The organism is Streptomyces sp. NPDC090108, from assembly GCF_044747185.1.
Lineage (GTDB): Bacteria > Actinomycetota > Actinomycetes > Streptomycetales > Streptomycetaceae > Streptomyces.
The window spans coordinates 626,618-645,721 of record NZ_JBIVDQ010000002.1 but is presented as its reverse complement, the minus strand read 5'-3'; the positions used below and the strand labels follow the sequence as shown (position 1 = coordinate 645,721).

Annotated in this window: 18 protein-coding genes; 4 read left to right on the top strand and 14 right to left on the bottom strand. The window is 71.2% G+C overall.

Annotated features, from left to right (window positions below; all coding sequences use genetic code 11):
- Positions 1-13 precede the first annotated feature (13 nt).
- Both ACIPRD_RS08050 and ACIPRD_RS08045 read right to left on the bottom strand, forming a co-directional pair.
- The gene (locus tag ACIPRD_RS08050) at positions 14-580 is read right to left on the bottom strand and encodes a WXG100 family type VII secretion target (protein ID WP_401561068.1); all 567 of its coding nucleotides are present in this window, start codon (positions 578-580) and stop codon (positions 14-16) included.
- 13 nt (positions 581-593) lie between these two features.
- Positions 594-2,216: a WXG100 family type VII secretion target gene (locus tag ACIPRD_RS08045; RefSeq protein WP_401561066.1), complete on the bottom strand. Its 1,623-nt coding sequence runs from the start codon at positions 2,214-2,216 to the stop codon at positions 594-596.
- A gap of 241 nt (positions 2,217-2,457) precedes the next feature.
- On the opposite strand from ACIPRD_RS08045, the gene ACIPRD_RS08040 reads away from it, so the two are divergent.
- On the top strand, positions 2,458-3,150 hold the full coding sequence (locus ACIPRD_RS08040) for a hypothetical protein (RefSeq protein WP_401561063.1): 693 nt from the start codon (positions 2,458-2,460) through the stop codon (positions 3,148-3,150).
- 48 nt (positions 3,151-3,198) lie between these two features.
- Here the strand turns inward: ACIPRD_RS08040 and ACIPRD_RS08035 are convergent, their stop codons facing one another.
- From ACIPRD_RS08035 to ACIPRD_RS08015, 5 genes are all read right to left on the bottom strand, one after another.
- Positions 3,199-5,886 (bottom strand): right-handed parallel beta-helix repeat-containing protein, encoded by a 2,688-nt coding sequence (locus tag ACIPRD_RS08035; protein ID WP_401561061.1) that lies wholly within the window; start codon positions 5,884-5,886, stop codon positions 3,199-3,201.
- 100 nt (positions 5,887-5,986) lie between these two features.
- Positions 5,987-6,778: a hypothetical protein gene (locus tag ACIPRD_RS08030; protein WP_401561059.1), complete on the bottom strand. Its 792-nt coding sequence runs from the start codon at positions 6,776-6,778 to the stop codon at positions 5,987-5,989.
- Positions 6,779-6,795: 17 nt separating this feature from the next.
- The gene (locus ACIPRD_RS08025; protein ID WP_401561056.1) at positions 6,796-6,927 is read right to left on the bottom strand and encodes a hypothetical protein; all 132 of its coding nucleotides are present in this window, start codon (positions 6,925-6,927) and stop codon (positions 6,796-6,798) included.
- Positions 6,915-7,244, bottom strand: coding sequence for a WXG100 family type VII secretion target (locus tag ACIPRD_RS08020; protein ID WP_401561054.1), 330 nt, complete (start codon positions 7,242-7,244; stop codon positions 6,915-6,917). Before ACIPRD_RS08020 ends, ACIPRD_RS08025 begins: the two co-directional genes overlap by 13 nt.
- A 63-nt stretch (positions 7,245-7,307) precedes the next feature.
- Positions 7,308-7,700: a WXG100 family type VII secretion target gene (locus ACIPRD_RS08015; RefSeq protein ID WP_401561052.1), complete on the bottom strand. Its 393-nt coding sequence runs from the start codon at positions 7,698-7,700 to the stop codon at positions 7,308-7,310.
- Positions 7,701-7,998: 298 nt separating this feature from the next.
- On the opposite strand from ACIPRD_RS08015, the gene ACIPRD_RS08010 reads away from it, so the two are divergent.
- Positions 7,999-9,396, top strand: coding sequence for an EsaB/YukD family protein (locus ACIPRD_RS08010; protein ID WP_401561049.1), 1,398 nt, complete (start codon positions 7,999-8,001; stop codon positions 9,394-9,396).
- A gap of 67 nt (positions 9,397-9,463) precedes the next feature.
- Here ACIPRD_RS08010 and ACIPRD_RS08005 read toward each other — a convergent pair whose 3' ends face one another.
- Positions 9,464-10,135 (bottom strand): LuxR C-terminal-related transcriptional regulator, encoded by a 672-nt coding sequence (locus tag ACIPRD_RS08005; RefSeq protein ID WP_401561046.1) that lies wholly within the window; start codon positions 10,133-10,135, stop codon positions 9,464-9,466.
- Positions 10,136-10,885: 750 nt separating this feature from the next.
- Between ACIPRD_RS08005 and ACIPRD_RS08000 the strand changes: the two genes are divergently transcribed.
- Together ACIPRD_RS08000 and ACIPRD_RS07995 are read left to right on the top strand one after the other, a co-directional pair.
- On the top strand, positions 10,886-11,830 hold the full coding sequence (locus ACIPRD_RS08000) for an SDR family NAD(P)-dependent oxidoreductase (RefSeq protein WP_401561043.1): 945 nt from the start codon (positions 10,886-10,888) through the stop codon (positions 11,828-11,830).
- Positions 11,827-12,432: a TetR family transcriptional regulator gene (locus tag ACIPRD_RS07995; protein WP_356408302.1), complete on the top strand. Its 606-nt coding sequence runs from the start codon at positions 11,827-11,829 to the stop codon at positions 12,430-12,432. The genes ACIPRD_RS08000 and ACIPRD_RS07995 overlap by 4 nt, the downstream gene beginning before the upstream one ends.
- 139 nt (positions 12,433-12,571) lie before the next feature.
- On the opposite strand, the gene ACIPRD_RS07990 is transcribed toward ACIPRD_RS07995, so the two are convergent.
- The 6 genes from ACIPRD_RS07990 to ACIPRD_RS07965 form a co-directional block, all read right to left on the bottom strand.
- Positions 12,572-12,844 (bottom strand): hypothetical protein, encoded by a 273-nt coding sequence (locus ACIPRD_RS07990; RefSeq protein WP_401561040.1) that lies wholly within the window; start codon positions 12,842-12,844, stop codon positions 12,572-12,574.
- Between the two features lie 74 nt (positions 12,845-12,918).
- Positions 12,919-13,146, bottom strand: coding sequence for a hypothetical protein (locus tag ACIPRD_RS07985; RefSeq protein WP_401561038.1), 228 nt, complete (start codon positions 13,144-13,146; stop codon positions 12,919-12,921).
- Positions 13,147-13,487: 341 nt separating this feature from the next.
- On the bottom strand, positions 13,488-13,772 hold the full coding sequence (locus ACIPRD_RS07980; protein WP_401561035.1) for a hypothetical protein: 285 nt from the start codon (positions 13,770-13,772) through the stop codon (positions 13,488-13,490).
- A 222-nt stretch (positions 13,773-13,994) separates the two neighbouring features.
- Complete coding sequence (locus tag ACIPRD_RS07975) at positions 13,995-15,509, bottom strand: FG-GAP and VCBS repeat-containing protein (RefSeq protein WP_401561033.1); 1,515 nt, start codon at positions 15,507-15,509, stop codon at positions 13,995-13,997.
- Between the two features lie 180 nt (positions 15,510-15,689).
- Entirely contained in the window at positions 15,690-17,573 is a 1,884-nt protein-coding gene (gene nhaA / locus ACIPRD_RS07970; RefSeq protein ID WP_401561030.1) for a Na+/H+ antiporter NhaA, read from the bottom strand.
- Between the two features lie 75 nt (positions 17,574-17,648).
- Positions 17,649-18,728: an NAD(P)-dependent alcohol dehydrogenase gene (locus ACIPRD_RS07965; protein ID WP_356408318.1), complete on the bottom strand. Its 1,080-nt coding sequence runs from the start codon at positions 18,726-18,728 to the stop codon at positions 17,649-17,651.
- Positions 18,729-19,104: the final 376 nt, after the last annotated feature.

Here is a 19,104-nt window from a genome sequence, read left to right as displayed (position 1 = left end):
GGTCCGTCCGGCCTCAGAACTCTTGCTCGATCGCGGTGGTGTGGGTCTCGCCGCCCTTGCCGTCGCCCTGGACCTGGACCTCGTCCTTCACCGTGTTCTCCTCGGGCGGCGCCTGCGTGTAGTCGCTCGCCGGCGACTGCGGTGGTGTGTGCTTCGGGAGGGCGTCCGCGACGTCGTCGTCCGGCCCGAGTCCCCAGTCGTCGACGTTCATGCCTTCCAGGGCTGCCTGCCAGCGGCTCCAGGCGTCGGAGACGCCCCGCTCGCCCCGGCTGTAGGTGACGGCAGCCGTCTCGATCCCGGCGACGAGCCGGTTGAGAACCCCCTTCTCCGGGTTGTCCTTCGTGCCGTACAGCCGGGTCCAGACGTCGGTCCACCTGTCGTTGAAGTCCTGCGCTTCCTTCGCCGCGCTCGACGAGTCACCGGTCCACGAGACAAGCAACTGGTTCAACTGGTCGGTGATGGCGTTGAGATCGTCGCCGATGTCGCCGACCGCGTGCAGCACGGCCAGGTACGCGGTGTGCAGGGTCTTCGGATCGACGTCGATCGTGGCCGAGTCCCAGTTGGCGGGAAGGGAGGACATCACGGCTCCTGGGCTACTGGGAAACGTTCTCGGTGTTGGCCAGTTCGGTCTTCACATAGGTGTCGTAGGTGGCTCCGAGCCGGTCGACCAGGTTCCCGATGAGGTCCTCGAGGTCGGACATCGCCGTCTGCACCTGGGCGCGTACATCGGAGAACGTGTCACCGGCCGGCGAGGACCAGGCGTGGGCCACGACGGCGTAGTTCGACCTCACGATGTCGTGGGCGTCGCGGATGGACCATCGTTTGCCGCGGACGGCGGAGATGACGTCCCGCATCTTCTGGAGGTCGACCTTCCAGGAATGCGGGGTCATCACCACGCCCTTGTCCCCGTCCAGTACGAACGCGCCGTCCGCGGGTCTGAACTTGCCGTGGGTGACACCCTTGTCGCCGACGAAGTAGGTGTCTCCCCGGTCGGTGGTGAAGATGCCGGTGGACGGGTCGGTGTGCCCGTGCAGTTCGGTGCCGTTGTCCAGAACGACGGTGCGACCGTCGGAGGTGACGAAGTCGTCGCCGGCCATGGAGCCGTAGGCGGTCGATCCGTCCGGCATGGTTTGCGTCGTGCCGCCCTTGATGAACTGCCCGTCCGGTGTGGTGAGCCCGTGCTCCACCTTTCCCGACGGATCGACGTACGTCTTTCCGTCCTCGGACAGGAAGCCGCCGTCCTTGGTCTCGCTCCCCCACAGCGTCTGCCCGCCGACGGCCTTCGGCACCAGGAAGTGACCGTCCGGCGAGAGCTTCCCGTGCTCCACCTTCCCGTCGGACGTCACGTAGATCTTCCCGTCCTCCGACAGGAACGATCCGTCGTCCCCCACGGAACCCCACACGGTCCGGCCGTCGATGACCCGCGACTCACCGTTCGGCAGGAAAACACCGTCGGGGGCCGTCAGCCCGTGCAGGGTTTTCCCCGACGGATCGACGTACGTCCTTCCGTCCTCGGTGAGGAAGCCGCCGTCCTTGGTCTCGCTGCCCCACAGCGTCTGCCCGCCGACGGCCTTCGAGACCAGGAAGTGACCGTCCGGCGAGAGCTTCCCGTGCTCCACCTTCCCGTCAGGAGTGACATACGTCTTGCCGTCCTCCGACAGGAACGATCCGTCGTCCCCCACCGAACCCCACACGGTCCGGCCGTCGATGACCCGCGACTCACCATTCGGCAGGAAAGACCCGTCAGGAGCGGTCAGACCGTGCTCCGCCTTCCCGGACGGATCGACGTACGTCTTTCCGTCCTCGGACAGGAAGCCGCCGTCCTTCGTCTCGCTCCCCCACAGCGTCTGCCCGCCGACGACCTTCGACACCAGAAAATGACCGTCCGGCGAAAGCCGGCCGTGCTCCACCCTGCCGTCAGGAGTCACATACGTCTTGCCGTCCTCCGACAGGAACGACCCGTCGTCCCCCACCGAACCCCACACGGTCCGGCCGTCGATGACCCGCGACTCACCGTTCGGCAGGAAGGTGCCGTCGGGAGCGGTCAGACCGTGCATGACCTTCCCCTGCGGGGAGACGTAGACCGTCCCGTCCTCCGAGAGGAAGGACCCGTCCGCACCGTCGAGTCCGAGCACCTGGTGACCGTCCACGGTCCGGACGTCGACGGGCTTGTAGAACTGCTGATCGCCCGAAGTCCCCGACGTCGATGCCGTCACAGCCCAGCTCCGCTCTCACGTCACTCACGATGCCCTTCAACCCTAGGGATCCCGGCCTGAACGGCAGTAGGCCCACTTAGGGGCGATGGCCATATCCAGAAACGGGGACATCGACGGCCGGTGCGCCGGGCGACAGAATCGGACGGATCATCAGAGGCGGCCGGGTGCGGGAAATGGCGTTGCTCGGACCGCCGCAGGTCTCGTCGAGCGTCTGGGCGCTCTCGGAGAGGATCGTGCGACGATGTCGGACAGCGAAGCCCTGGGCAAGGACGTCCATCCCGAGAAGTCCGCGTACCAGGCGACTCCCTGGGTGCCCACGATCGACGGCAAGAACGGCGAACAGAAGAAGGCCGCAGCCGACTACACGAGCGTGTACGGGGGAACGCCGGAGACAGACGCGTCCGATGACGACAAGGACAAGACGCCTCCGGAGCTGAGCGGCAACGTGCCGACTCTGCACATGAGTTACACCCAGGCGCCCGATTTCCTGCCGACTCCCCGGTCGAAGGGCACGGAGGGGTCGTCGTCCGCGCTGGAGAGCGGCGCCTTCCGCGTCCAGCTCGCCGCCCTGCGCACGGCCGAGCAGCTGTGCCTGGACGCCTGCTCCGCGGTCATCGGCGAATTCGACGCGCTGAAGGAGCAGGTCTCGCGAGCGGAGGAGGAGAACTTCTTCGGCCAGAAGGCCGGCACGTACGGCGTCGCCGTCACCACCGACGCGCAGTCGCAACTGATGCCGCACAACGAGACGTTCAACCCGAGCAAGTACGACGGCGAGTCGCAGGCGTTCGCCGACTCGATCATCCCGAAGATGAAAAACCTCCTCAACGCCATCGGCAACACCTCCGTGGCGATGGGGCAGTTCCCGGCGCTGCTCAACAACAGCGGTCAGGCGTACGCCACGATGGACAACGCCTCGGCCTTCGTCGACGGGTGAGGCCCGCAAGGCCCCGCGCCGGCCGCCGGCCGAGGAGGTCCGGGCCACTCACCCGAGTCTGCCCGGCAGGTCCTCCGGCAGCAGCGTGACCAGGTTCTCCGTGCTCGGTTCGGTCATCTCCACGACCCGCTTGGCGTGGTTCTCGGTCATCCGCTGGAAGGTCTGCCGGGCGGTGCGGCCGTTGCCGAACCGGTCGTCGCGCGTCAGTGAGGCGAAGTGGTCGAGCAACGCCGCACTGGTCGTGCCGGCCAGTTCGTACTCGTGCTGCCGGGCCTGCCATTCGACGATCCGCACCAGCTCCGCGTCGTCGTAGTCCTCGAAGACGAGGGTGCGGGTGAAGCGGGAGGCCAGCCCGGGGTTGACCCCGATGAACCGTTCCATCTCGTCCGGGTAGCCGGCGACGATGACCACCACGTCGTCCCGGTGGTCCTCCATCAGTTTGACGAGGGTGGCCACCGCCTCCCGTCCGTAGTCCGCGCCCTGGCCGCTCGGTGTCAGCGCGTACGCCTCGTCGATGAACAGCACACCGCCCGACGCGCGGCGGAAGACGGCCGTGGTCTTCGGAGCCGTGTGACCGACGTACTCGCCGACCAGGGCGCCGCGGTCCGCCTCCACCAGGTGACCGCGGGACAGCAGGCCGACCGCGGCCAGGATGCGGCCGTAGAGCCGGGCCACGGTGGTCTTGCCGGTACCGCTGTTGCCCGCGAAGACCAGGTGCCGGCTGAGCGGCGGTGACGCGAGTCCGGCCTCCGTGCGCTGCCGGACCATCCGCATCACCTTGACCATCGTGCTGACGTCCTGCTTCACCCCGTCCAGACCGACCAGGGCGTCCAGTTCGCTCAGTACCTCGGACAGGTTCTCCGCCGCCTCGGCGGGCGAGGGCTCGTCCGGCCCGGCCGACGAGGCTCCGGGCCCGGGGGCCGCGGTGCCGGCCGCCAGGGTCCGTGTACCGGAGGAGAGTCGCCCAGCCCCTCGGCGCGCCTCCTCGCCGGCGCCGTCCGGCAGGCCGCCTTCCTTGACGTCCTCGGCCCGGCACGCCTCGAACACCGGGTCCGCCTCGTCGTCACATCTGAACGCCTCGTCGGTGTCGTGGATGAGGCAGCCGCGCAGCAGCGGGGTGGCGCGGGCGCCCACGTACAGCGCCGGGTAACCGGTGGCGCTGACGTCGCAGTACTCGTAGCGCCCCGCGGCACGGTCGGCGATGTACAGGCCGTTCTTGCCGGTGCGGGCGACGGTCAGTCCGCGCACCCGGGGTGTCGCGCGCTCCTGCACCACCAGGCCGGTGCCCTTGGTGTCGGTGATGGAGCAGTCGGTGAGCCACACGGCGGAGCGTTCCCTGACGAGGACACCGGCCGCTCCGGTGCCGGTGACGCTCGTGTCCACGACCAGGGCGGCGGTGCCGGCGGCGATGTCGAGGCCGGGGCCCGTGGTCCCGGTCACCTCGCAGCCGTCGATCAGCGGCCGGTGCTCGGTGCTGAGGCTGATCCCGGTCCCCACGTCGGCGATCCGGCAGCGGCGCGCGGACAGGTCGGCGCCGTCGACCGCGAGACCGGACAGCCCGGCGTCCTCGATCGTCGTGTCCGACACGGTGAGCAGGACGTCCTCGGCCGCGCGCACCCCGTGCTCCCGGGAGCCGCGCAGGCCGCAGTCCCGGATGGTCACGGTGGCGCGTCCTCCCGCGTGGACCGCGGTGAAGGTGGTGTCGCCGACCTCGCAGCCGGTGAGAGCGAGCCGGGCCGACTCGCAGACGTACACGCCGTTGGCCGAGGCGCGCCGCACTGCCCCGCCCCGGACATCGACCCGGGCGCTGCCGCCCGCGGCGATCCCGGAGTCGGCGGTGTCGGTGATGGTGGTCCGGTCCAGCCGGAGCCGGCCCTCGCCGCCGACCACCACACCGGCGGCCCGCGCCTCGCTGATCGTGCAGTCCACCAGGGAAGCGACCGCCTGCCCTGTCACGTGGACGCCGTCGCGTGCCGTCCGCGCGATCTCGCAGTCGCGGAGGACGACACCGGACGCGCCGTCCGCCCCGGTGTCCTCGTCCCCGTCCCCGAGGTCGTCGGCAGGGCGGTTCGCGCCGGCTCCCGGGCCGGTTCCCGCCCGGCCGGTGACGACCACGCCCGCGGTGGAGCTCTCGCCGATCCGGCACGCCCGCAGCAGGGGCGTGGCCGCGCCGTCCACCGCGACGGCGGCCTCGCCGGTCCCGGTGATCCGGCACTCCTCCGCGACGCCGCGGGAGGAGCCGCTCCACCGCAGGCCGTGTCCCTGGGCCCTGGTCACGGTCAGCTGTCTCAGCTCGGGGGCGGCACCGTGGTCGATGTGGACGCCTGCCGAGCCCACGTCGGCTATCTCGGTCCGCTCCAGCACCGCGGCGCTGCTCCCGCCGAGGTAGGCGCCGACGTCGCCGGTGTGGTGCAGCCGGCACTCCCGCAGCACCGGAGCCGCCGTGCCGGTGACCCGGACCGGGCCGCCGCTGATCTCGCACCCCTCGAAGACCGTCGTCCCGGAAGTGACGGTGACGGAGGGATCCCCGTCGGCGTTGTCGATCACCAGGTCGCGGACCACTCCCCCGGGCGCGACGACGGTGAGCGTCGGACCGCGGGCACCGACGAGACGCACCGAGCCCGGGCCCTTCTCGGCGACCAGGGTGACGTCCCGGTCCAGGACCACGTTCTCGGCGTAGGTGCCGGGCTGGATCGAGATGAGCGCCCCGGGCTCGGCGGCCCGTACCGCGGCCATGACGGTGCGGTGGCCGCCCCATCCGCGCGCGCCGACACGCAGCCCGCCCTTCACCCGGCACCCGCCGCGAGGAACAGGTGTCCGGCTGCCGTGCCCGCGCTCATACGGCGTTGCAGGTGATCCGCACCTGTGCGGCGGCGACATGGGCGTTCGCGGCCTTGGCGGAGTCGTGGGCGCCGGCGTCCACCAGTTTGACGGTCACCAGCCCGGTCCGGACCTTGAAGGCCTTCCCGGTGACCCACTGGCCCGGCCGGGAGACCTGGGAGACCAGATAGCCGCCGAGCGGAGAGGCGGCCGAACCGTAGGAGTAGTCGGTCTGGAAGTAGTAGTAGTACGCCGGGTCCCCGCCCACGTACTGGCGGTCGGAGTTCCGCGGGATGTAGGTGTCGAGCGTGCAGGAGGCGCTGGTGAAGGTGTCGCCGAAGTCGAAACGCCAGAGGGCGAAACGGGGTTCGTCGTAGGAGCCGGCCTTGCCGGACACCGGGATGGACAGGTATCCCCCGGTACAGCTGCCGCCGCTGTAGCCGCCGTGGTCCGAGCCGGTCCAGCCGGTGGTCTGGTCGCTGTTGGTCCCCGTGTAGTACCCGTACGCGGTGAAGCTGCTGCTCCGGTCCGAGGCGCAGCCGGGACCGGCCACCGCGGTCCAGGTGCGGCCGGCCTGCTGGGCACCGGGGGCCGGGCGGGACGGCGTCGCGATCGGCTTGACGTCTCCCGGCTCCGCGATGGCCCGGCCGCCCCCGAGGGCACCGTCGAGGAGAGCGCCGAGGGTCACCACGGCCACGGCCGCGACACCGGTCGCCAGCACCCTTCCGACGGCCTGCCCCGGCCTGGCGTCGGGCCGGACCGCCCGGTGGAAGGCGGAGGCGAAGCCGCGCCAGTCCTCGTCGTTCATGCTCGCGCACGGTCCTTTCAAGTGGAGGGGATGTCCGTGGAACGGCCGGGCCGGCGCTCGCGGCCTCGCCACCGCCGGAGCGGGACGACGGTCCTGGTGAGCGACGCGTTCAGTACGGCCTCGGGGAGCGACGCGTTCAGTGCCGCCACGTCTGGATGTTGGCCCCTTCGGCTTCCGTGTAGTTGGCCCAGTTGAGGTGCATGGCGTGGGCGATCTGGCCCAGGATGCCGTCCGGGCCGAGGAGTCCGTTCGCGGCGAGGTCCCATTCGCTCTGCAGACCCTGGTAGTAGTCCGCGGCCTGGCTCTCGCGCCAGGCTTCCTGGAGCGGTGCCAGTTTGGCTCGGAGCGCGGTCAGTTCGTCCGCGATGGCCTGGGCCTTGGCCTGGATCTGCGTGCCGGCGGAGCCGAGCGACTGGCCGACGAAGATCTGTGCGCCGTCGACGGAGGAGCTGGGCGTGGTGCTCATCTGCGAACCTCTCGGTGGGTCGGTGACGATCGGTCGGTGCCGGGGCGGTACACGCCCTGTCCGTCAGTCGAAGTTCCCGACGGGAGGGGCCGTGAGATCGGCACCGAGCCCTTGCAGGGTCTTGATGTTCTGCTCCTCGGAGCCGATGTAGTTGACGTACGTGCCGTCGAGGCCCTTGCCGATGTCGGTGAGAGCGTCGTGCAGCATCGCGGCATAGACGTTCCATTCCTGCATGAGGACGTTGAACGTGTCGTGGGCCACACCGCCCCAGGTGCTCTCCAGGGAGGTGACGTAGCTCTTCAGCTCGGCAAGTTGCTCACGGATGGTGTCCGCCGTGGTGTACGTGTCGCTCCTGGCGCTGGACAGGTACTCAGGGGTGACCCTGTAGTGGACGCCGCCGACGGTCGTGCCGTCGCCTGGGGGCTGGGAAGGGGGATGTTCGACGTGAGTCGTCATGATTCTTTCACCGCCAAGGTGTCATGATGCGCCGCTGCGCCGGTGCCGTTCCTTGCGTGCCGAGGCCACTGCCGCCACTTGGTGTGGTCGGGCGTCGAATTCCTGGCTGTCGAAGCCGGCCCGGTGCCGTCCCGTCAGAGTAGCGCGATCCGATGATGCGGGAATTCCCTTCCGGTGTCCAAGGCGTCGAATTCGCGGGGACTTTAAAGGGGACATCAGAAATGGGTACTCGTCGGCACATCGAATCGGCCGCAGAATGACTCACGCCTCACTGTGTACTTCAAGGGACGCGTTCTTCGTGGATGAGCATTGCCGCATCACCGTTGTGGGCGCGCGCCGCCAGGTCGACCTGGCAGTGCCCTCCCACGCGCCGATCGTCAGCTATGTCGACGCCCTTGCCAGGCTCTGCCACGAACAGGACGACGAGGTCATGCCGTCCGCCTGGTCCCTGGCCGGCACCGTCGGTGGCGCGTTCGCCCCGGAGCGTTCGCTGGCCGAGTTGGGCATCGTCGACGGCCAGGTGCTCCACCTGCGGGACGCGGCCGCCGGAGAGTTCGACGAGCCGGTGGTGTACGACGTGGCCGAACGCGTCGCCGAGCTGGCCGAGGGGGCCCTCGACCGCCCCTGGGACGTGCGGACCCGGGTGACCACGATGACCGCCCTCGGACTGGGCTGGCTGGTCGCCGCGCTCACGGTGATCGGCGCGAGCGGCCGCTTCGGCGCGGGTGTGCTGACCGATCTCGCGGTCAGCACCGGGCTGTTGCTGCCCGGGCTGGCCTGGGCGGCCGGCGAACGACGGTGGGCGGTGCCGTGGTGGCTGCGCCAGACGATCGCCCTGACCTCGGTCCCGTTGCTGGCGCTCGCCGGCCGCACGCTGGGCGCCGCCGGACTCCCGGGCGGAGCGGTCGGACTCCTGACCCCGCGCGGACTCACCGTGGGCGCAATGCTGTTGGGCGCCCTGGTCGGTGCGGTGCTGGCGTATGTCGCGGCGTTCGGTGTGACCACCTGCGCGGTACTGGCCGCCGCTCTCGCGGCGGCGGTCGTGGGGAGCGTGCTCGCGCTGCTCGGCGCGAACGGCACCCAGTCGGCCTCGGTCGTCGCGGCGGTCGCGTTCGTCCTGCTGACCTGCACCGCGCCCGTGTCGAGCGGCCTGGTCGCCTACGTCTACCGGCGCGACGAGGCGCTTCGCACCCCGGCCGGGGAGGTTCACGACGAGGACCGGGTGGCCGAGGCGATGCACGTCGCCGGCACGGTGCTCATGGGATGGACGTGCGTACTGGCCGCGGTGCTGACGACGGCACTGGTGATGGCGGCCGCGTCCGGTTCCCCCTACGGCACGGGGCTGGCGGCCTGTCTCGGAGTGGCTCTGCTGCTGCGCGCCGGGGAGGCGAACCGGCTCGTCGAGGGAGTCCCGATCGCCGCGGCCGGCGCCGCCGCGCTGTGCATGCTGCTGGTCATCGGCTCCGGGGGCCTCGGCCGGTCGGGGTGGCAGGCCCCGGCGGTGGCCTGTGTGGCCGCGGTCGGCATGATCGGCTACGGGCTGCGGCATCTGACGTCCCGCCCGGAACGTCCGCCGAGGATCCGTCCCGGATGGCCGGCCGGCCTGGCCTCGGTGCTGGGCGGCGCCGCGGTCGCCATGGCCGTGGGCACGTTCGGTGCGTTCGACTGGTTCTTGGACCTGGGCCGGAGCCTGTGAGGCGGCGGGTCCGGCACCGCCCCGCCCGGGAGGCCGGCGGACCCGCATCTCGCGGGGGCCGGACGGACTACACACGGTCACGTCCGGGCCGTCCGTCGGGCAGGACGTGGGAATCCCCGGGTTCGAGGCCGAGTTCGATGGCCTTCCTGGTCAGGTCCGCCTTGTTCCCCACGGCGAGCTTGTTGCGTATCCGCTTCACATACGTGCTCACGGTGGCCTCCGTGAGCCCCATACGGCGTGCTATCTGGCGGTGTGTCAGTCCCGCCGCCACCAGGCGCAGCGTCTCGACCTCGCGGTGGGCCAGCAGCGCGGGCGTCGACATCGCCGGCGTCCGCAGCTCGGCGTGCAGCCGGGCGGTGAGCACCGGAGAGATGTGCACTCCGCCGCGCGCCACGGTGGTGACCGCGTGGATCAGCTCATCGTCCCCGCCGTCCCGGGTGACGCAGCCGAAGGCGCCGGCCCGCAGGGCGGTGGCGACCAATGGGCGGGTGAAGTCGGCGACGACCAGCACCCGGCCGCACCGGGCCAGTTGGCCGACCACGGCTTCCAGGGAACGCTCGCTGTCGGGTGACGGCCCGAGCACCACGACATCCAGGCGCGGGAGCGCCGGGTCGAGGTCGGCGGGTTCGGCGACCACCGCGGCCAGTTCGGCCGAAGGGAGTCCGGAGAGCAGGCTCGCCATCCCCCGGCGGACCAGGCTGTGGTGCTCGACGACCGCGATCGTGAGTGTGTGGGACATCAGGCCTCTGCAATTCTTGATCCGCGGGGCGCGCCTCCCGAGAAGGCCCGCCCCGAGTCAGGTCGATCGATGTCGCCCGGACGTTGTGACGCGGGACCGGCGGGAACGGGCGACGGGTCCGCTGTCCCGGGTGCCGGGTACGGCCCCTCGCGCGGCGAACGGGCGGCACATCCGCGACGGCCGGGCCATGGCGCCCGGCGACGGTCCGCTCACGCACAACACGGCTTGGGCGTGCGGCCGTTGCTGAACACTCCGGCGCCGCCGCCTCCTTGAGGGGCACCGAGGGGACCGCAGCTCATCCGCGCCGCGTCACCCCTGGACCGTCCGGGCCGCGCGACCGCCCGGATCGGGGCCGAGAGGGCGGCGCCCGGGACAGGTCGTACACGCTCCCGCACCGATGCAACTGCATGTCACACCTGAAAGGTAGGACCCGCCGACAGGCGTAGCCATGCTTGAGATTGCCCAAGCAGCGCATGGATCTTGCTGTGGAGCGCCGGCCGGTGGACCGACGGCCGGACGACCGCTCCGCCGTGGCACGTCCGCGGAAGCCCTGGCCACGGCGGAGCCGCACCCCTGATGCCGACTCTCTCCGGACACCCGAGCGGCAGGAACAGCCATGCCCCTCATACGTCATTCACGATCGGCGGAGATCGCCGGTGAGCCCGGCCCCGGGCGCCGGGCCGGGGCCGGGCCCGGGCCCGGGTGTTATGGTACTGAGTACCACTTGGAACTCGATACCAAGGAGTCCCCATGGACAGCCGGACCATCGTGTTGACCGGCGTGACCCGCGGTTTCGGCCGCGAGACCGTCGAGTTACTGATCCAGGAACGGCCGCAGGACCACTACGTCGTGCTCGCCCGCCGCGACAGCGAAGGCCTCGCCGCCGAACTCGTGCGGGCCACCGGCATTTCCGCCGTCACCGGCGTGGACTGCGACCTCGCTTCGCTCGCCGAGGTCAAGCGGGCGGCGGACGAGATCCTGCGCGGTCTCGACACCGGGTACCTGCCGCCGCTCGGTGGCTACCTCGGAAACGCGGGCCTGACGGTCACCACGACCGACCTGCACACCGCGGACGGGTACGAGATGACCTTCGGGGTCAATGTGCTGTCCCACTACCTGCTCGTCAGGGAGCTGCTGCCCCGGTTCGCCGCTCCGGGCTGGATCGTGCTCACCTCCAGCGACTGCCACTTCGGGCAGTTCCGCCATACGCTCGGCGCCACTCCGCCGCCGCGCTGGGAGGCGCCGGAACGACTGGCCACGCCCCGCGCCGGTGGCGCGCGCCAGGCCGGGCGGGCGTACGCGACCAGCAAGCTCGGTGTCATCCACCTGACGCACGCGCTGGCCCGCCGTCTGCCCGAAGGCGTCGGCGTCTACTCGTACAACCCGGCGCTCGTCGCGGGCACCGATTTCTTCCGCCACGCCCCGGGGCCCGTGCGGGGCGTGCTCAACGGGTTCTTCCAGCTTCAGCGACGCCTCGGCCGGGGCATGACGGCACAGCAGGCGGGCGCGCTGCTCGCCCGGACCGTCCTGGCGGGGCCGACCGCGCCGACCGGGTCCTACCTCGATCGCGGCCGCGCCGTGCCGTCGTCGCCGGAGTCGTACGCCGAGGCCCGCGAGGAGGAGCTGTGGCGCGAGGCCGGCCGCCTCGTCGACGCCGACCGCCGTACGGAACGGGCGGATATCCTGGCCGAATGAGCGCGAACAAGGTTCCGGTGGAGTCGTTGCGGGACCGCAAACGCCGTCAGACCCGGGAACGGATCATCGAGACGGCCTTCGCGCTCTTCATGGAGCGCGGGTTCGATGTCGTCACCGTGGACGAGATCGCGCAGCGGGCCGAGATCGGCCGCACCACCTTCTTCCGCTACTTCGGCGACAAGCAGGAAGTCGTCTTCTCCACCGAGGACGACTTCCTGCACGCGCTCACCGCGGCCATGGACGACACGCCCGCCGAGCCGCTCCGGGATCTCGCGCGGGCACTGGCCACAGCGCGTCGGCTGCTGCGCGTGATCTGCGCCGAGGCCGCCCGCAATCCCGGTCATCACGCGGTCTACCACCGTCTGGTCACGCAGCACCCCGAGCTCGAGGACCGCCACACCCGCAAGACGCGGCACTACGCCGAACTCCTCGAGAAGCACCTGACCGACCACGGCACCCCGACGGCCACCGCCGTCCTCGCCGCCCAGTTGACCATCGCCTGCTACCGGACGGCCTGGCGCCTGGGCGGCCCTGACGCGGCGGCGGTGCTCCGCGAGGCGGATCACGCCTTCGGCCTTCTGCTGGACGTCACCGCCGCCTGACCGGCGGACCGGCCTGCGCACGGCCGGGAGCCGGCGCGCCGCGGGGGAGGTCGGCGCGCCGGCATGGCGCGCCAGGAACAGTCTCGGCGCGCCGGCGTGACGCGCCGGGGGATCCGGCGCGTCGGTATGGGGGGTGGGGTCAGGCGACGACCCACAGTTCGTACTGGCCCCCACCGAGGGAGGTGCAGCCCCAGTACTTCCAGCGGCCCTGCGAGACACCGGTGGTGCCGGCCGAGCTGCAGGCGGCGGCCGAGGGATAGACCCCGGCCGGAAGGCTGCCGGGGCCGCCCGGGTTCCCGATGGTGCCGACGGGCCCCGCGTCGGCGGACGCGGTGCCGGCGGTGAGCCCGACGCCTCCGAGGAGGCTCGCGGTGAGAGCCACCGGGACGAAGAACTTCTTGATCAAAGGCACTGACACTCCTCGTGCACGTGTGGGAACTCCAGGAACTGCCCGTCGCACAGATGGACGGTCACCGGGCGTCGGACCTAGACGCCGACCCACAGTTCGCTCTGGCCGTCACCGAGGCGCTCGCACCTGAAGGCTATCCACCGCCCCTGGGACAGACCGGCGTTGCCCGCGTCGAAACAGGCTCCGTTCGACGGGTAGACCCCGGCGGGGATGTTGACGTTGATGATCCCGCCGGCGGTGTGCGAAGCGGCGGACGCGGCGCCCGCGGTGAGTCCCACACCGGCCATGGCGCTCGCTGCGAGCACTGCCGAGACAAGAGTTTTCCTGAGCACAGACACTCCTCGGTGATTCGGTGATCGCGCGCTTTCCCCTGCCTGGCACTTGGGGATCGCGATCAGGTAAAACCCTATCGGCGACAGGACTTCGGAACACGTCTCAAAGAGCTCAACTGCGCGCAATCCCGCGTCTTGACAAAACCGGTCGCGGGTATACGTGATGAGCAGACGGCCTCAATTTCCCACCCTTTTCCGGCGGTTTCCCGGTGGGCGACCGCAGAGCCCCATTCCGCGTGGCCGGCCGTCCCCGGACAGAGCGAAACCCCCCGAGATGCCTCGGGGGGTCGGACTTCTCCTGCCTCACCGCGCCGTCACTTGGCGAGATGCATCCACTCGTCGTAGAAGTTGGGCATGCCGGGCTGCGGGTCGGCGTTGCAACCGACCATGTCGTACTTCGGAGTCTGCTTGACCCAGGCCGTCATCTCGTCGATGCACTGCCAGTAGCCGCCGGAGAAGTTCTCACCGCCGACCAGCACCCACCCGGGGCCGTAGGGGCTGGTGGCGGCGGAGGCCGCGGGGGCGGTCAGCGGCACGATGACCGCCGCGGCACCCGCGGCGACACCGAGGGCGATACGGGAGCGCCAGGGGAACTTCATGGAATCCTCCATCTCAACGAACCGCCGGTCAGCGGCGAAACGTGAGTTCAAACCTAGGTTCGCCGGGTTGCGCAGGGCCATGCTCCAAGTTGCTGTCACGTCGGCATGATCTTGCTGTGGCGCCGGTCCGCCGGCGCACCGCCTCCGCTCGGCCGCCACCGCGCGGAGGCAGCCGAGCGGAGGCGGCCGAGCGAGGCGGCCGGCCGCCAGGGTCCGCCCCGCTCAGCCGCCCAGCGTCGCCCCGAAGCCGCTCTTGGAGGCGGGCAGGCCGACCGTGGCCGCGCCGAACGAGAAGGATCCGGTCGCGGACGTGCCGGGGAACACCCACACGGCGCCGTCGGAGCCGTTCTCCGCGGGGTCGCCCACGACGAACTCGGCCTTCCTGTCGCCGTCCGCGTCCACCAGGGCCGTCGAGGTGCCGAACCTGTCGTCCTTCTCCGCGACGCCGGGCACGCCGGAGGTGTTCTGGCCGAACGACCTGGCCCCCGTGCCCGTCAGGCCCTTCGCTCCGCCGCGCAGCACCAGCACGGTGCCCGCCCGGGCGATGCCGTCGTAGGTCTCGCCGGGCACACCCGTGGCCACGTCGGCGTAGCCGTCCCCGTCGGTGTCGCCGATCGACACCCCCGTGCCCATGCCGTCGCCCCGCTCGCCCGCGCCGGGGACACCGGGCGTGTCCTGGTTGATCCACACCGGCTTCAGCGTGGTGGAGGTGCCGGCCGCGCCGCCGTAGACGACGGCGACCGCCCCACCCACGGTGGGCAGTTCGAGGTCGCTGTCGTAGCGGTCGTCGTGGTGGCCGACGACGATGTCGGCGTAGTGGTCCTTGTTCAGGTCGCCGATCGCGACCTCCTCGCCGCCGACGCGGTGGCCCTGGGTGTCCTTCAGTTCGCCCTTGCGGGTGAAGCCGTCCCGGCCGCCGAGGAGCAGGGCGACACCGCGCGAGTCCGGCTCCTCGGGGTCGGAGGTGCGTACGGCGATGTCGGCGATGCCGTCGCCGTTCACGTCGCCGGCCGCGAGCGACCGGGACCACAGGTACCGGTCCGGGTCGACGTCGAAGTACGTGGTCCGGCTGCCGGCGGAGGCGGTCCGGGTGAACGGCCCGTGCAGCACGGAGCCGTCCTGGGGCGTGGCGGTGGTGCGGATGCCGACCTGCACCACGTCGGGGTGCCCGTCGCCGTCCACGTCGGCGACCGCGAAGTCCTCGACCGGGGGGCCGTCCGGCGCCGACGGCAGCAGCGTCGGTTCGGCCGAAAGCCCCTTGGGGCCGCCCCAGTCGACCACGATCGCAGTGCCGGCCCGGCCACCGGGCGGTGTCCAGGACACGGTGGACAGCAGGTCGGCGTAGCCGTCCTGGTCGAGGTCCGCGCTGCGCAGCGTGGAGCCGTACTTGGTCTGCGGCGACGCGGCGGACGTCCGGCTCGACCAGGTCAGCACCTGCCGGCCGGACTTCGACAGCCCCTTGGCCGAGCCGTACAGCACGGTGATCGCACCGGCGTTCCGCCGGGCGCCGAGCGCGGTGTCCGGGGCGCCGATCGCGACGTCGGGGAAGCCGTCGCCGTTGTAGTCGTCGTGCAGGTGCTTGCCGCTCGGGGCGGTGGCGCCGGCCGCCGTGGCCGTGGCGGCCTGGGCGGGCAGCACGGAAAGGAGGCAACTGCCGAGCGCCAGGGCGACACCGGTGGCGAGCGTCAGTGCGCCCCGGCGAAGCGGGCGGCGCTGGAGGGGGCGGGGCTGAGGCATGTCGACTCCGGTCGTCGGACGGAACGGTGGGGCGCGATGCGGACCAAGATCCGTACAGCGCCGCACTGTTCGACTCACCAGGAGGCGAAGGGTTGTCCCCCGGGACACCGCGGGTCGGTCCGATGTCCGAGGACGCTGCCGCGGCCCGCACCGGTACGACCGGTGTCCCGCGGTGCGGGGTCAGCCGGTGGTGAGGGCGGCGCGTTCGCGGGCGGCGCGGACCGCCTCGGCGAGACCGCTCAGGTCGTAGGGGCCGCGGTAGACCCGGCCGTTGACGAAGAAGGTCGGTGTCCCCGCGACCCCGCTCAGGTCGGCGGACTCGACGTCCTCGGCCACCCGGGCGGCTCCCGCGTGGGTGCGCAGGTCGCGTTCGAAGCGGTCGGTGTCCAGCCCCAGTTCCTCGGCGTAGCGCAGCAGGTCGGAGATGCGCAGGGCGCCCTGGTGCGTGAGGAGGACGTCGTGCATGGGCCAGAAGGCGTCCTGCCGGGCCGCCGCCTCCGTGGCCTCGGCGGCCAGCTGGGCGTGGGGGTGCACGTCGTGCAGCGGCAGATGGCGCCAGACGTAGCTCACGTCACCGGCGTCGGCGAGCAGGTCGCGCAGGGCGGGCTCGGCCAGTCCGCAGTAGGGGCACTCGAAGTCGCCGTACTCGACCACGGTGACCGAGGCGTCGCGTGGGCCGCGCACATGGTCGCGGTCCCGGTCCACGGGCACGGCGAGGTCGGTGATGCCCTCGGCCGTCCCGAGCAGTGCCCTGGAGCGGCCGATGTGCGGCAGCGCGTGGACGAGGCCGGTGACCACCCAGGTCAGCACGAGGGAGACCGGCACGGTGGCGAGCACGGCGACCTTGGCCTGGGTCAGTTCCCGGCCGGTGAAGGCGAGCGTGGCGATCAGCAGGGAGACGGTGAAGCCGACCCCTGCCGCGGTGCCGCCGGCGAGCACCGAGCCCCAGCCGACCTGCGGGCGCAGCCGGCCGCGGCTCGCGCGGGTGAGGACGAACTCGGCCAGGAAGATGCCCAGGGGCTTGCCGGCGACGTACGCGATCAGGATGCCGAGGGTGACCGGTGAGCCCAGGCTCTCGACGAGGCCGTTCCAGCTCACGTGGATCCCGGCGTTGGCCAGGGCGAACAGGGGTACGACGACGTAGCTGGTCCATGGGTGGAACAGCTGCTGGAGCCGCTCGTTCGGCGAGATCGCCGCGGCGAGACCCTGGCGCAGGTTCCGCTCCAGCTCCGGGGTGGGCTGTTCCCGGAAGAGCCGGAACAGTCCGGTGGCCCGCTCCAGCTCACTGCGCGAGGCGGGGTAGGCGTAGGTGAGCAGACCGAACGCCAGCCCGGTGACGACGGGATCGATGCCCGATTCCAGCAGCGCCACCCAGACACAGACCGCGCCGACCGCGTAGACCACGCCGTTGCGTACGCCCGCCCTGCGCAGGAGCAGCACCACGGCGAAGACGGCCGCGGCGGCGAGGAGCGCCGGCCAGGAGATGCTGCCGCTGTAGGCGAAGGCGATGACCGCGAGGGCGACGAAGTCGTCGACCACGGACACGGTCAGCAGAAAGGTCCGCAACGCCGACGGCAGGCGCCGCCCCAGCAGGGCCAGGGTCCCGAGGGCGAACGCGGTGTCCGTGGACATCGCCGCGCCCCATCCGTGACCGGCGCCGTCGCCGCCGGCGAAGGCCAGGAAGATGAGGATGGGTACGGCCATCCCGGTGACGCCCGCGGCCAGGGGCAGGGCGAGCCGGCGCCGCTCGCGCAGCTCGCCCATGTCGAACTCGCGGCGTGCCTCCAGGCCGACCACGAAGAAGAACAGGGCCATCAGGCCGCTGTTGATCCAGCCGCGCAGGTCGAGGCCGAGCCCGGCGGAACCCGCGCTGACCGACAGCCGTGTCGTCCAGGCGCCCTCGTACACGCCCGGCGCGAAACCGGCCCACACCAGCGCGGCGAGCACCGTGACGACCAGCACGAGCGCGCTGCCCGTCTCGGTGCGCAGAAAGTCCCGCAGCGGGGTGTGCAGGGACTTCGAGCAGGCGGTCTGCCCGGTCCCCGACGGGGTGGCGCCGGTCATATCGATGATCATGTTCCGTGCTCGCAGGTCACTTCGGTGCGCGCGGGCCGCCCGGAGGCGGTACGCGGGCCGGGGTCAGTCCTCGTCGAAGACGATGACCAGGCGGCCGACGACGTCGCCCCTGCCGAGTGCCTCCAGGTTCTCGTTGACGTCCTCGAGCTTGACCTTGGTGACGTTGTGCTTGACGAGGCCCTTCTCCGCGAGGGAGAGCACCTCGACCAGGTTCTCGTGGTTGCCCCAGAAGGAACCGAGGTAGGTCCGCTCGGTGCCCACGAACGGGAACTGGTCGATGCCGACGTGGTGGCTCATCAGACCGACGCTCGCCACGGCGCCCTCGGGGCCGAGCAGGTCGAACGCCATCGGGATGGACTCCTCGCTGCCGACGCAGTCCAGGACGGCGTCGAAGGTCCTGCTTCCCGTCAGGCTCTCCAGTTCGTCCTGGATGGCCTCGGTGGACTTGTCCCTGACGTTGACCCCGTGGTCGGCGCCGTTCTCCTTGGCCACGTCCAGTTTGCTGTCCGTGCGGGCCAGGGCCACCACGGTCGCGCCGCCGCCGAGCAGCTTGGCGTACTGGATGCCGTAGCTGCCCAGGCCGCCGATGCCCGTGACGCCGATGACGCGTCCGGGGCCGACCTTGCCCGTGTCCCGGAGCTTCTTCATCGCCCGGTAGGGGGTGAGGCCCGCGTCGGTCATCGGGGCGAGGAGTTCGGGCTGCTCCGCGGCCTCCTCGGAGACCGGGACGGCGTGCTTGTACTGCACCGGGATGTACTCGGCGAAACCGCCCTGCGGCCCGAAGCCGACCCACCTGCCCTCGCCGCTGCAGAGCTGTTCGTTGCCCTCCCGGCACTGGCGGCACGTGCCGTCGCCCCAGCTGGGGTTGACCACGACCATGTCGCCCACCGAGTAGTCGATCGTGTCCGGGACCTCACTGCCCAGCTTGACCACGCGGCCCGCCACCTCGTGCCCCGGGATGTAGGGGAAGTCCACGGGGAACGGGCCCTTGAAGTAGCCGTCGACGAGTTGGTAGTCGCTGCGGCAGATGCCCACCGCGGCGACCTTCACCAGCACTTCGTCCGGCGCGGGTTCGGGGACGGGAACCTCTTCGATGCGCAGGGGTTCGTTGTAACCGTGCATCCGGGCTGCTCGCATCTGCATGGGGGCCTCGGTTTCTCCCGCGGGTGGCGGCGCACGCGGTGCGGCGGGCAGGGAACACGCCCTGTCCGCCGGTGACGCGGCAGCCGCCCGGAACATCACCAGAATCCTGCGCATCCCCCGGCCGCGCACCCGGAGAACGGCTCGGAAGACACCGCGAGGGCACACGGCCGCGCGAGGGTTCCAGGACCCTACGGGAATGATTTGACCACCCTGGAGGGCGGGTATCTAATGGTGCTGTTCTGCGTGCCCGTCGGGCAATGCCCGCCGAACTGCGGAGATGGCGAGACGACCCGCTCGGCGCACCCGGAATTCCTTTCCCCGGAGAATGGGAAATCCGGAAACGCGCTCCGCACGGGCGCGCTCCCGGTGAGCGAAT